At 68.3% G+C, this 12,633-nt stretch carries 11 protein-coding genes and 1 pseudogene; 2 read left to right on the top strand and 10 right to left on the bottom strand.

The features are described 5' to 3' along the window. Positions 1–157: 157 nt before the first annotated feature. From G6018_RS09800 to G6018_RS09850, 10 genes are all read right to left on the bottom strand, one after another. The gene (locus G6018_RS09800; protein ID WP_304816393.1) at positions 158–712 is read right to left on the bottom strand and encodes a hypothetical protein; all 555 of its coding nucleotides are present in this window, start codon (positions 710–712) and stop codon (positions 158–160) included. 3 nt (positions 713–715) lie between these two features. After that, complete coding sequence (locus tag G6018_RS09805) at positions 716–2,134, bottom strand: MlaD family protein (RefSeq protein WP_182639496.1); 1,419 nt, start codon at positions 2,132–2,134, stop codon at positions 716–718. Further along, positions 2,131–3,354, bottom strand: coding sequence for an MCE family protein (locus G6018_RS09810; protein ID WP_182639497.1), 1,224 nt, complete (start codon positions 3,352–3,354; stop codon positions 2,131–2,133). The genes G6018_RS09805 and G6018_RS09810 overlap by 4 nt, the downstream gene beginning before the upstream one ends. After that, positions 3,354–4,619: an MCE family protein gene (locus tag G6018_RS09815; RefSeq protein WP_182639498.1), complete on the bottom strand. Its 1,266-nt coding sequence runs from the start codon at positions 4,617–4,619 to the stop codon at positions 3,354–3,356. Before G6018_RS09815 ends, G6018_RS09810 begins: the two co-directional genes overlap by 1 nt. Then, complete coding sequence (locus G6018_RS09820; RefSeq protein WP_182609478.1) at positions 4,616–5,764, bottom strand: MCE family protein; 1,149 nt, start codon at positions 5,762–5,764, stop codon at positions 4,616–4,618. Before G6018_RS09820 ends, G6018_RS09815 begins: the two co-directional genes overlap by 4 nt. Then, positions 5,757–8,042: an MCE family protein gene (locus G6018_RS17415; RefSeq protein ID WP_347237844.1), complete on the bottom strand. Its 2,286-nt coding sequence runs from the start codon at positions 8,040–8,042 to the stop codon at positions 5,757–5,759. The genes G6018_RS09820 and G6018_RS17415 overlap by 8 nt, the downstream gene beginning before the upstream one ends. Positions 8,043–8,051: 9 nt before the next feature. Then, entirely contained in the window at positions 8,052–8,870 is an 819-nt protein-coding gene (locus G6018_RS09835) for an ABC transporter permease (RefSeq protein ID WP_187700756.1), read from the bottom strand. Positions 8,871–8,904: 34 nt separating this feature from the next. Further along, positions 8,905–9,669 carry an ABC transporter permease gene (locus G6018_RS09840; protein ID WP_182609475.1) on the bottom strand — a complete coding sequence of 255 codons (765 nt, stop codon included), beginning with the start codon at positions 9,667–9,669 and terminating at the stop codon, positions 8,905–8,907. Between the two features lie 233 nt (positions 9,670–9,902). Beyond that, on the bottom strand, positions 9,903–10,832 hold the full coding sequence (locus G6018_RS09845; RefSeq protein WP_182639499.1) for a 3-oxoacyl-ACP reductase: 930 nt from the start codon (positions 10,830–10,832) through the stop codon (positions 9,903–9,905). Next, on the bottom strand, positions 10,829–11,023 hold the full coding sequence (locus G6018_RS09850; RefSeq protein ID WP_107748788.1) for a ferredoxin: 195 nt from the start codon (positions 11,021–11,023) through the stop codon (positions 10,829–10,831). The genes G6018_RS09845 and G6018_RS09850 overlap by 4 nt, the downstream gene beginning before the upstream one ends. A gap of 108 nt (positions 11,024–11,131) precedes the next feature. Between G6018_RS09850 and G6018_RS09855 the strand changes: the two genes are divergently transcribed. Both G6018_RS09855 and G6018_RS09860 read left to right on the top strand, forming a co-directional pair. Further along, entirely contained in the window at positions 11,132–12,388 is a 1,257-nt protein-coding gene (locus G6018_RS09855; RefSeq protein ID WP_107748787.1) for an acyl-CoA dehydrogenase family protein, read from the top strand. A gap of 1 nt (position 12,389) precedes the next feature. After that, a pseudogene (locus G6018_RS09860) lies at positions 12,390–12,633 on the top strand (acyl-CoA dehydrogenase); the annotation flags it as partial.

Genomic DNA, 12,633 nt, shown 5'->3' on the forward strand with positions numbered 1-12,633 from the left:
GCGGCCCGTTCGGCCTCGCGTTGTGCGCGACGGGCGGCGCGGACGTCCGGCCTGCTCCCGTCGGGGGCGAGGCTGCCGGGCGCGGTGTCGTCAGGCGTGGTGTCGCCGGGCGTGGTGTCGTCAGGAGTGGCGTCGTCAGGCGTGGTGTCGTCCGTGCTCATGGGATGAAGTTCACCCCCGAGACCTTCATCTCGCCGTCGTCGTGCCGGTTGACCGTGACGCGCACCCGGTACTGGCGATCCTGGTCCTCCTGCGACCTCGGGTTGCCGATCGTCTGATCGATCGCCATGATCACGTCCGCGTGGTCGGGGTAGGACCTCTCGACCGCGGCCGCGGAGACCACGCCGTCCGCCACGACCTCGGTGGTCTGGACGACCTCCTCGTACGAGTCACGACGCGGAGCGAACTGCTCCGAGAAGTCACCCTCGATCATGCCCACTATCCGGTCGACGTCCTCGGAGAGCGTCTCCTGGCGGATGGTCATCAGGTGGGTCAGGACCTCGGTGGCGAAGTCACGGTAGGCCTGGTCGAGCTCGGTGGCGGAGGCGCGGTCGGCGCGGACCGACGCCGCCTTCCCCTGCTCGGACAGCCAGAGTCCTCCCGTGACCAGTGCGGCGAGGAGGGACAGGGCGGCGATGACGGCCAGCGGCGTGAGGCCGCCCCGCCCCGCGCGGTCGGGCTGGTCCCGATCGTTCGAGGGCTGCGATGACACTGGCTAGGTCACTCCGTTCGTCATGACGTCGGTGAGGCTGGCGTCAGCCGGCAGGCGGGCGGCCGTGCCGAGGTTCAACTGACGATACGTCTTGCCGTCCGCCCCGAGATACTCGCCCGTCGCCGGGTCGTACATCGCCGCCGAGGTGCGGATCTCCCGCTCCCCGGAAGTCGACGACGGCACCACGTTGTACGCGTTGGGGTTGTTCCCGGGCGGGCCGACCTCACTGGTGTCGGGCGGATTGTGCCCCTCGGGCGTGTAGTTGTTCGCCCTGCACTCCTCGGGCGAGGCCGCGCGGCGGCCCGGGAACTCCATGCACGGCAGGTTGCGTGCTCCGCGGACGGTCACCTGGGAGTCCTGGGGGACCTTGCAGTAGATGCCGTTGATCAGCGGCGGGACGGAGAGGTCGGCGGGCGACCGCCGCTGGTCCGCCGGCAGGAAGCCCGTCGTACACGGAGGGGTCTCGTTGATCTGGAGGTTGAAGTCCACCTTGATCTCCCCGTCGTCCTTCGCCCCGTTGATGGCCGTGATCAGCGAGGACACCAGGGCCGGGTAGATCACGAGCAACTGCTCGATCGACCGGTTGTAGACCACCCCGACCTCGCCGACGCTCACCAGGTTCGCGACGAGGACCGGCATGGTCGGTTGCAGGTCGTTGAGGACCCTGGTCGCCCGCCCGAGCGAGTCCGGCCCGCGCTGGACGAGCGAGGTGAGCTGCGGTTCGTTGGTCCGGAGCTGATCGGTGACGTCGGCGAGGTTGCGGGTCCAGGCCCGGATCGAGTCCGACGAGCGCAGCTGGGAATCCAGGACCGGCTCGGCGTCCTCGATGAGTTGGCGGGTGACCCCGGAATTGTCCTGGGCCTCGTCCAGCAGCAGTTGCGCGGAGTCAAGGAACTGCCGCAGGTCCCGCTCCGACCCGTTGAACGCGTCGAACGCCTCGGAGATCACCCGGCGCATCTTCGCGTCGTCGATCGACGCCATCAACACCGTCGCCTGGTCCAGGACCGGTCCGATGCCCTGGGGCATGTCGACCCGGTCCGTCCCGAACACCGCGCCGTCCTCCAGTCGACCGGCCGGCTCCCCCTCGGGCACGAACTCCACGTACTGCTCACCGATCGCCGAGACGCTGCGGATCTGCGCCCGCACGTTCGCGGGCACGTCCGCGTTCGACTCGAAGTGCATCTCCGCAACGACGTGCCCGGGCTTGAGGGTCACCGAGTCGACCCGGCCGATGACCGTCCCGAGGTAGGTGACGTTGGCGTTCTGGTAGAGACCACCGGTATCCGGCATCTCGAGGGCGACGTCCGTCCGGTTCCACCCGAGCGAGGTGGGCAGTTTGAGGTACACGACCGACATGACGGCAAGGGCGAGGACCGTGACGACGGCGAAGACCGTCAGCTGGAGCTTGACGAACCTGGTCATCGGGGGGCCTCCTCGGCCGGGGGCGCGGGGTCGCCGGCGGAGTCCGGCGCGGCGAGGTCCCCGGCCGGTTGGTCCATCTGGTCGGGCGCCGGGGGCTGCGGGACGTCGAGCGAGTACGGGTCCGCGCTCGCCAGAGGGTTCGGCGCCAGACCGACATACCCCTCGAGCCCGGCCATCCGGTTTCCGAACTCCGTTCCGAGCAGGAAGGTCTCCGCCAGACGCTCGTTCGTCATGTCCGCGTCGATGTACAGGTTCGCGTAGTCGCCCCGGAGGAAGTTGTCGATACCGGCCTGGGGGAACGGGAAGGTGATGAGGATCTGCATGACGCGGGTGAGGTTGCGGCCGCTGTTCGCCAACCCCTCGAGGACCGGGGTGATGTCCTGCAGGTTGGCCACCAGATTGCTACCGCCACCGGCGTCGATGAGCTGGTTGGCCTTGTTGCCGAAGTCGCCCAGGGAGACCAGGGCCGTGGTGAGTTCCTGCTTCTGCGCGTTGACGAGTGACAACGCCTCCGGCATCTGACCCAGCGCCTTGGCCAGGGTGTCGTTCTGCTCGTTGATCTGCCGCGAGAGCCGGTCCAGACCGTCCATGGCCGCGATGATGTCGGCCCGCTGCTGGTCGAGACCGCTGACGGTGGTCTCCGGCTGTGAGATGACCTCCTTGGCCTCGAACTGGCGTCCGTCCAACGCGGTGTTGAGCTCGCGGGAGATGGTCTCGAACTGGGCGAGTCCGCCGTTGGTGAGGACCACCGACAGCGCCGACAGCGTCTGCTCGGTGGTCGGGTACACACCGGCGCGGGCCAACGGGATGACGTCCCCGTCGGAGAGCGAACCCTCGGGCTCGCCGTCCGGGGGCGGGAAGATCTCGAGATGCTGCGACCCGAGGAGGCTGGTCTGCCCGATCTTCGCGTGCGCGTTGGCCGGGAGACGGACGTCCTCGTTGAGCGAGACCGTGACGATCGCCGTGTAGTCCTCGACCCTCATGTCGGTGATCGAGCCGACGTTGACGTCGTTGACGCGGACCGGCGAATTTCGGGTGATGGTCGTGACGTTGGGCATCTCGATGGTCACCTCGTAGGCGCCCTCTCCGTTGCCCTGGGCGCCCGGGAGCGGGAGCGAGTTGAGCCCCTCCCAGGTGCACCCCGTCCCGGCGAGCAGCACGGCGCCGCCGAGCGCGCCGGCCGCCAGCAGACGTCTGTTCCGGGAACGATCGCGGATCATCACGCACCTCCCGTCGCGATGAGCGTGTCCGTCAGGTTGTCGCCGCGGTTGACCACGTTGATCAACGGATCCGGTCGGGCGGACACGGGCTGCACACCGGGCGCGGTCTGGGTTCCGGGTTTCTGGGAGTTCCAGATCTGGTCCCTCTCCGCGGTCGGCGTGATCGGCGGGGTGACCGCGCCGTACGGGTAGTTGGAGGTGAGCGAGTTGAACAGCGGGCCCATGTACTGCGCACACAGTTGCGCGTCGGATTCGGCCGTGTTGTTGGCCAGGCCCGCGATGGCACCGCAGATGAAGTTGGTCGGGTTGGCCATCTGGTTCATGGCCAGGACGCCGGTGAGGACGCCCTGGTACGGGCGGTAGATGTTGTAGAAGTTGGCCATGGCCGTGGGACCCACGTGCAACACACCCTCCAGGTCGGCACGGCGGTCGCGGACCACCTCGGTGGCCTGCCCCAGCTTGTCCACGGCTGTCGTCACCCGTGTCCCGTGGTTCTCCAGGAAGCGGTCGATGTCGATCACCGCCAGGTCGAGTTCCCTGAGCGCGGCGTCGATGTCGTCGGTCTGGTCGCCGAGGACCTGGGTGACGCTGGCGAGCCTGCCGCCGAAGGAGACGATCTGCTCCTCACTCCGCGAGAGCGCGGTGACGAAGAGCTGGAGGTTCTTGAGGGTGGTGAAGAGGTTCTCGCGGCCGTCGGAGAGCAACGCCATGGTCTGCGAGAGTTCGTTGAGGGCGTCCCTCACCTCCGCACCGTTGCCGTCGAGCATCGCGTCGGCGGACTCGACGAACTCACCGAGCGCTCCGGACTCCTCGTCGCCGGTCGGCCCGAGGGCCGAGGAGAGCTTCATGAGCTGTTCCTTCATGGCGTCCCACTCGACCGGCACCGCGGTCCGCTCGACCGGGATCGATCCACCGTCCTCCATCGCCTCCCCGCCCGTGAACGCGGGGGTGAGCTGGACGAAGCGTTCGGCGACGAGCGACTGGGCCACGAGCAGCGCGGTGGCGTCGGCCGGGACGGGCACGTCCTCGTCGACCTTCATCGTGACCTTGGACAACCCGCCCTCCGTGGTGATGTCCGTGATGGTTCCGACGCGCACCCCGAGGACCCGGACCGTGTCGTCGACGTAGACGCCGCGGGTCGATTCGAAGTAGGCGGTGATGGTCTTGGAGCGCGAGGTGAAGAACCACACCGCGGCGACCACGAGCGCCACCACGATCACGAGCGCGACGACCTTGGCGAGGGTGGAGGACAGTAGTCGACTCATCGGGGCAACCTATTCTCGCCCCAACCGGGGAACTCGTCCATGATCGTCAGGCCGGGAACACCCGGCATGGTCGGCTCGCGGACCAGCCCGGGTTCGGGCTGGATGCGGGGGTCCAGGAGCGGCATGACGTCGCGCAGGATGGTCTGCGGGTACTGACCGATCGACAGGTTGTTCACGTACGCGTTGAACCACGGTCCGGAGGCGACGGCCTCGCTGAGCGCGGTCGAGAAGGGAACGATCCGTCGCAGCCCCAGGTCCATCGACTCCCGGTTGCGGATGAGCAGGTCCGACACCCTCTCCAGCTTGTCCAGCGCCGGTCCCAGCTGGGCCTCGTTGTCCTGGACGACACCGGAGAGCTGGCGGGCGAGCTCGTCGATGTTGGCGACCAACTCGCTGAGCGCCCGGCGCCGCAGATCGAGCTCGGTGAACAACGTGTTGCCGTCCACCATGAGCTGGTTGAGCTGATCGCTGCGCCGGCCGAGGATGTCGGTGGTCCCGGCGGCTCTGTCGAGCAGCTCGCGGACGCCCTCGTCCCGCTTGTTCAGGGACTGGGACAACCGGGTGATCCCGTCTATCGCACCCCGGACCTCGGGCGAGGACTGCTCCATCGTCTCCGAGATCACCGTCAGCGCCTCGTCCACCGAGTCGGTGTCCATGGCCTCGACGGTGTCGGTCAGGTCACCGAGGGCGGCCGTCAGCGAGTACGGCACCGAGGTGCGTTCGAGCGGGACGGTGGCGTCCTCCAGCTCCCCACGACCGTCCGAGTAGACGGCGAGAGCGCGACGGCCGAGGATCGAGTCGGTCTTGATCTGGGCCGACGTGTCGGACCCCAGCGCGACACCGGTGTCGATGGCGAAGTCCACCCTGACCCTGTCGCCGTCGAGCGCGATCTTGCGAACCGAGCCGACCTTCATCCCCGCCACCTGGACGCTGTCCCCGGTGTTGAGCCCGGCGGCGTCGGCGACGTAGGCGGTCGCGTTGCGCAACCCGTTGACGTACGGGATCCGGTCGTAGTTGAGCGAGACTCCCATGAGCACGACGGCGCCCAGGGCCCCCCAGATGCCGATCGTCCGGGGGTCGCGGTCGCGGAACCGGAGTTGCCCCTTGGGCGCCTTGAGCGGTGCGCCGTCCTTCGTGTCACTCATCGGGGAACGAACACCTTCCCGTCGTCTGCTCGTACTGCGGCAGGAAGACGTCCCGGCCCGTGACCGGGTTGGTCATCCGGACGATCACCCCGCAGAGGTAGAACTGGAAGAAGCTGCCGTAGACGCCCAACCGGCCCATCTTCTCGAAGTCGCCCGGGAGCCGCTGGATCGCGTTCTCGACAAAGGCCTCGTCGTCGTTGAAGAGGGTCGCGATGCGGTCGATCTGCGCCACGTCCTCCTTGAGGGCGGGCCGGACGTCCGACAGCAGGGTGGTCATGTTGGCACTCGCGTCGTTGAGTCGGGAGACGGACTGACCGATCGGCTGGGAGTTCGCCGACAACCCGGAGATCAGTTGCTGCAGGTTGACGATGATCGAGTCCACGTTGTCGTAGTTGTCCCCGACCGTGGTGAGGACGCCGTTGAGGTTGGTGATGACGTCCCCGATGAGCTGGTCCCGATCGGCGAGCGCCGTGGTGAGGGATGAGGTGGAGGCCAGCAGGTCCTGGACGGTGCCCGCCTCACCCTGGAACACCTTGACGATGGACTCGGACAACTGGTTGACCTGACCCGGGTCGAGCGCCTTGAACAGCGGACGGAACCCGCCGAGGAGAGCGTCCAGGTCCAACGCCGGCGAGGTCTGGGAGATCGGCAGCGTTCCGCCCGGTTCGAGCGGCGCTTGATCGCCGGTGCCACGCTTGAGTTCGAGGTAGCGGTCCCCGGTGAGGTTCTCGTACCGGACCACGGCCTCGGTGCTCCGGTGGACGATCTGGTTGCCGGCCACGGTGAACTCGACGTCCGCGGTGTTGCCGTCCGCCAGGCCGATCGACCGGACCCGCCCCACCTCGACGCCGGCGATGCGCACCCGGTCCCCGGACTCCAGCCCCGAGACGTCGGTGAAGTGCGCGGTGTAGTCCTCGAAGTCGCCCGAGCGGTAGTCACTGAACACCACCACGAGTCCGGTGAGGACGAGGAGCATGACGGCCGTGAAGACCGACAGCTTGATGAAGGTGGCGCGCGCCTGCTTGGCGGCCTTGCGACCGGCGGTCACGGGGTCGCCCCGTCCATGCCCAGCATGACCTGCAGCAGCGTCGGGGGCGCGGGCCTGCCGGGCTCCATCGGTCGCAGCGGCCCGAACGGCGGGGCGGGACGTGAACACGTCGGGCATCCCTTCCACGGGATTGGAGCCCGTGTCGGTCACGACGAACGGGGCGTGCACGTTCGGGTCGGGGAACGGCAGACCGTAGCAGTTCGGACCCGTGCTGGCGTTGACCTTGGGCAGGTCCTTGGGGTACTCGTACGCCCGCGCACCCTGCTGGAACCCGGCCTTGAACACCAGCCCCGGCTGATCCTTCCCACCGAAGGCCGCCTCGGCGTCCTCGACGTTCGCGTTCAGGCCCACGATGAGGCAGGTGAGGATCGGCGAGTACTCGGCCAGCAGGCTGGTCGACGCGCGCAGGTCCGCGAGCAGTTTGACCAACTCGTTGCCGTTCTCCGCCATCAGTCGCTTGCCTGTCTCACCGGTGCCGATCGCGGCGGCGAGCGTCTGCTCGAAGCGCTCCTGGTTGTTGACGACATTGGTGCCGACGTCCGTACCCGAGTCGAGCAGTCGCATGATCTCCGGGGTGACGTCGGCGTAGAGGTTGGCCACCCGGGACCCCTTGGCCAGGTCGCGCTGCAGGGTGTCGATCTGGGGGTTGATCTCCTGCAGGTAGGTGTTGAGATCGGTGATGGTCCGCCCCAACTGCTCGCCACGGTCGTCGACCGCACCGGAGACGGCCCCGAGGGTGGCGTTGAGCTTCTCCGGTTCGATGGCGACCAACAGGTCGGTGAGGTCCTGGAAGAGCGTGTTGACCTCGGCGGTGACGTTCGCGGTCTCGACGACGGCCCCCCTGGCGAGCTGCCCCTCGGGCGCCCCGACCGGCGGTTCGAAGTCGACGGACTTGGCCCCGAAGATCGTGTTGGAACCGATCCTCACCTGGGAGTTGGCCGGGATCGCCTCCAACGCCGCGGGATCGACCTCGATGTCGATCGTCGCACCGTCGAACTCCTGTCGGATCTCCCGGACGTTGCCGATCTCGACCCCACGGGAGCGCACCTTGGCGTCGGCCTCCATGACCAGTCCCGCCCGGTCGCTGCGGACGGTGAGCGGCACGCGGCTGTCGAAGGCGCGCGCGAACATGAGGAGGGAGAGCGCCACCACCACCACGACGAACAGCGTCAGGATCACCGCCGCGATGCGCTGGGGCACCGTGTCGCTCTGATTCAGGGTTCTCGCCACGACCGCCTCCTATCCCGACAGGTTGAAGTTGCCGTCTCCGCCGTAGATCGCGAGGGAGACGAGAAGGGTTACGGTCACCACGGCGATGAGCGAGGTGCGGACGGCGTTGCCCACGGCCGAGCCGACACCGGCCGGGCCACCTGCGGCGTTGTAGCCGTAATAGGTGTGGATGAGCATGATCGTGATGGCCATGGCGATGGCCTGCACGAAGGACCACAGGATGTCCGTGGGGATGAGGAACGTCGAGAAGTAGTGGTCGTACACGCCACCGGACTGACCGTAGATCTGGACCGTCGCGAACCGGCTCGCCAGGAACGAGGCGATGACGGCCAACGAGTACAGCGGCACCACGGCGATCATCCCGGCGACGATCCGGGTGGAGACCAGGTAGGTGATCGAGTCGATCGCCATGACCTCCAGGGCGTCGATCTCCTCGGACACGCGCATCGCCCCGAGCTGGGCCGTCGCGCCGGCGCCGATGGTGGCGGCCAGTCCGATCCCGGCGATCACCGGTGCGGCGATGCGGACGTTGATGAACGCGGCGAAGAAGCCGGTGAGCGCCTCGACGCCCACGTCGGTCAGCGACGAGAAGCCCTGGACGGCGATCACGCCACCGGTGGCGAGGGTGAGGAAGCCGACGATCACGACGGTGCCGCCGATCATCGCCAGGGCCCCCGCGCCCATGGCGATCTCGGCGATGAGCCGGAGTGTCTCCTTGGGGTACTGGGTGAGTGCCCGCGGCGTCGCCACGAGTGCGCGCCAGAAGAACAGTGCGATGGCGCCGAAGTCGTCGAAGCGACCGACGGTGAGGTTCCGGGCCCGTGACAGTCGGGGGAAACGGGCGGTCTCGATGATGGTCACCTCACGCCCCCAGGACCTTCACGCCGACCGCCGTGAGCACGGTGTTGACGACGAACAGCGCCATGAAGGCGTAGACGACGGTCTCGTTGACCGCGTTACCGACGTCCTTCGGCCCGCCACGGACGTAGAGACCCTTGTAGCAGGCCACCAGGCCGGCGAGCATCCCGAACATCCCGGCCTTGATCTGGGCCAACACGAGCTCTCCGAACCCGGTCAGCAGCGTGATTCCGTTGACGAAGGCCCCGGGGTTGACCCCCTGGAGGAGTACCGAGAAGAGGAACCCGCCGAGGATGCCGATGGTGCACACGAGTCCGTTGAGCAGCAGTGCGACGAAGGTCGAGGCGGCCACCCGGGGGACGACCAGTCGCTTGACGGGATCGATGCCGAGGACCTCCATGGCGTCGATCTCCTCGCGGATCGTCCGGGCGCCCAGGTCGGCACAGATCGCCGTGGCGCCGGCGCCGGCGACGATGAGGACGGTGACCATGGGACCGACCTGGGTGACCGCGCCGAGGGCCGCGCCCGCACCGGAGAGGTCGGCCGCACCGATCTCCCGCAGCAGGATGTTCAGGGTGAAGCTCACCAGGACGGTGAACGGGATCGCCACCAGGACGGTGGCCAGCATGGAGACCCGGGCGATGAACCACGACTGCTCGACGAACTCGCGGCCCTGGCGCACGATCGACGGGAACGAGACGAATGTGTCGAGACTCAAGGCGACGAACTCGCCGACCCCCTTGAGCGGCGCGTCGAGCACTCTCGCCATGTCGCCCCCTCCTGTCGTGTGCCGGCCCCCGGCCACACCGATCTGAACAAGTGACCGGTTCGGTGTGACCCCGATTACACAGTAGCTAGAACACGTTCTCATTAGCAAGGCCTACCGGTCACCCCCGAACGGTGCCCCTGCGCATGTGTCGGGAATCTAACACGCCCCGACACAACGAAAGCGGTCCCCGACACGTCTCTCAGCAAACGCGTCGGGGACCGCATCGGTTCAGGTCAGAGGGTCATGATCTCCGAGGCGGAGAAGGACTTGCCCTCGGGCCGCCCTGACCAGTGGCCGGAGACCGCGTCGGCGAACTCCCGGCGGTCCCACACACCGCCCTCGGCGTCGAACCGCTTCTCCACCACCGGGGCGTCCACCAACGCGACCATGCCGCCGTATACCACGAACAGCTGACCGCTGACACCGGCCGCGGCGGGCGACGCGAGGTACGACACCAGGTCCGCCACCCGGTCCGGCGACAGCGGGTCGGGCCCCTTCGACTCGTCCCAGTCCTCGAAGACGCCCTCGGTCATCCCCGTGCGCCCCCGGGGAGCGATGGCGTTGGCCGTACAGCCGATCCGGGAGAGCACACGTGAGGCCGACAGGGTGAGCGCGGTGATGGCGGCCTTGGCCGCGCCGTAGTTCGCCTGCCCGGGCGGGCCGAAGAGTCCCGCCTCGGACGAGGTGTTGATCAGCCGCCCGTACACCGGGGAGTCGGACTTCTTGCTCTCGCCCCGCCAGTGGGCCGCGGCGTTGCGGGTGAGCAGGAAATGCCCGCGCAGGTGCACCCTGATCACCGCGTCGAAGTCGTCGTCCTCCATGTTGAACAGCATCTTGTCCCGGGTGATGCCGGCGTTGTTGACCACCACGTGCAGGCCGCCGAGTCGTACGGCCTCGGCCACCATCGCGTCGGCGGTCTCCCGTTCGGAGACGTCCCCGACCACCAGGGAGGCCTTGGCGCCCGCCGCCTCGATGTCGGCGATCACGGCGTCCGTGGCCTCGCCGGACCGGATGTCGTTGATGACGACCGCGGCCGCACCCGAGCGCGCCAACTCCACGGCTTCCGCGGCGCCCAGCCCGGAGCCGGACCCGGTGACGACCGCCACCCGGCCGTCGAGCGAGAGATCCGCCCCGAGGTCCTTCCGGCCCTGCCCGGGCGTCACTCCGCGACCTTGAGCGCCGCCATCGGGCACTTCTCGACAGCCTTGAGCGCGCGCTTCTGCAGTTCCTCGGGGACCTCGTCGACGATCACCCGCACCACCTCGTCGTCGTCGTTCAACTCGAAGACCTTCGGGGCGAGCCCGACACACACGGCCTGCCCCTCGCAGCGGTCGGGATCCACGTCAATCCTCATACCCGTCCTCCTTGGCCGGGCCCGCGACCACTGTGGCCGCGAGCATGATTCGATACTATGTGAGACACGACACTAGAACGTGTTCCACTCGAGATGAGTTTAGGGCATATGGACATCACCTACACCACAGACCAGCAACGGCTGCGCGGGGAGTTGCGCGAGTACTTCTCCGCCCTGATGACCCCCGAGCGCCGAGAGGCCTTCACCTCCACGACCGGCGAATACGGCCACGGCAACGCCTACCGTGAGATCGTCGCCGAGATGGGCCGCGACGGCTGGCTGACGATCGGATGGCCGGAGGAGTTCGGCGGTCGGAACCGCCCGATGGTGGAGCAGTTGATCTTCACCGACGAGGCCGCGATCGCCGGGGTCCCGGTGCCCTTCCTCACCATCAACTCGGTCGCGCCGACGATCATGGCCTTCGGGTCCGAGGAGCAGAAGAGCTACTTCCTGCCCCGGATCAGCCGCGGCGAGCTGCACTTCGGCATCGGCTACTCCGAGCCGGAATCGGGCACCGACCTGGCCTCCCTGAAGACCCGGGCCGTGCGCGAGGCCGGGACCGGGGAGCACGCGGGCCGGGAGGTGTACCGCATCAACGGGCAGAAGATGTGGACGTCCCTCGTGGCCTACGCGGACTGGATCTGGCTGGCCGCACGCACCGATCCGGACGCCAAGCGACACAAGGGCATCTCGATGATCATGGTGCCCACCGACGCCGAGGGGTTCTCGTGGACTCCCGTCCACACGATGGCGGGCCCGGACACCAGCGCCACCTACTACCAGGACGTGGTGGTGCCCGCCTCCAACCTGGTCGGGCCCGAACACGGCGGGTGGCCGCTCATGACCAACCAGCTCAACCACGAGCGGGTCGCCCTCACGGCCGCCGGTCCGCTCCAGGCCTCGCTCCGGCAGGTCCTGGAGTGGGCGCGCACCACGCGTGCGGCCGACGTCGGCCTGCCCGGCGGCGGGGACGTGATCGACAACGAGTGGGTGCGCACCCACCTGGCCCGCGTCCACGCGATGGCCGAGTACCTGGCGCTGCGCAACTGGGAGATCGTCTCCGCCGACTCCACCACGCCCACCCGCATCGCCGCGTCGGCGACCAAGGTGTACGGCACCGAGACCGCGTGCGAGGCGTACCGGCTCCTCATGGAGGTGCTGGGCTCCGCCGGGTTCCAACGCTCCCACTCCCCCACCGCCGTCCTCCACGGGCGCATCGAGAAACTACATCGTTCGGCCCTCATCCTCACCTTCGGCGGAGGCACCAACGAGGTCCAGCGCGACATCATCGCCGCCGCCGGACTCGGGTTGCCACCGGCGCCGCGGATCGCCCCCACCCCGTCCTCTGCCCGGAAGGACAGCTGACATGGATTTCCACATCGACGACACCACCCGTGAGCTCTCCACGCTCGTCCGCACCATGGGCGAGCAACTGGTCACCGACGACTCCCTGCGCGAGCTCGACGCGCGCTTCGGCCCCGGGACCGAGGCCGACGGCGGAGCAGACCACGCGACCGCACGGTTCCATTCCCGCTACTGGGACGAGCTGGTCCGCGCGGGCGTGCCCGCCGCCCTCGCCCCGGAGTCGCTCGGCGGCGCCGGCCTGGGCG

Source organism: Dietzia sp. DQ11-44 (assembly GCF_014145205.1).
Lineage (GTDB): Bacteria > Actinomycetota > Actinomycetes > Mycobacteriales > Mycobacteriaceae > Dietzia > Dietzia natronolimnaea.

Excerpts from the sequence above, each read along its gene's own strand:
- G6018_RS09855 (WP_107748787.1), top strand. The coding sequence starts at position 11,132 with ATGGACATCACCTACACCACAGACCAGCAACGGCTGCGCGGGGAGTTG.
- G6018_RS09820 (WP_182609478.1), bottom strand. The coding sequence starts at position 5,764 with ATGAGTGACACGAAGGACGGCGCACCGCTCAAGGCGCCCAAGGGGCAA.
- G6018_RS09850 (WP_107748788.1), bottom strand. The coding sequence starts at position 11,023 with ATGAGGATTGACGTGGATCCCGACCGCTGCGAGGGGCAGGCCGTGTGT.
- G6018_RS09805 (WP_182639496.1), bottom strand. The coding sequence starts at position 2,134 with ATGACCAGGTTCGTCAAGCTCCAGCTGACGGTCTTCGCCGTCGTCACG.
- G6018_RS09810 (WP_182639497.1), bottom strand. The coding sequence starts at position 3,354 with ATGATCCGCGATCGTTCCCGGAACAGACGTCTGCTGGCGGCCGGCGCG.
- G6018_RS09840 (WP_182609475.1), bottom strand. The coding sequence starts at position 9,669 with ATGGCGAGAGTGCTCGACGCGCCGCTCAAGGGGGTCGGCGAGTTCGTC.
- G6018_RS09815 (WP_182639498.1), bottom strand. The coding sequence starts at position 4,619 with ATGAGTCGACTACTGTCCTCCACCCTCGCCAAGGTCGTCGCGCTCGTG.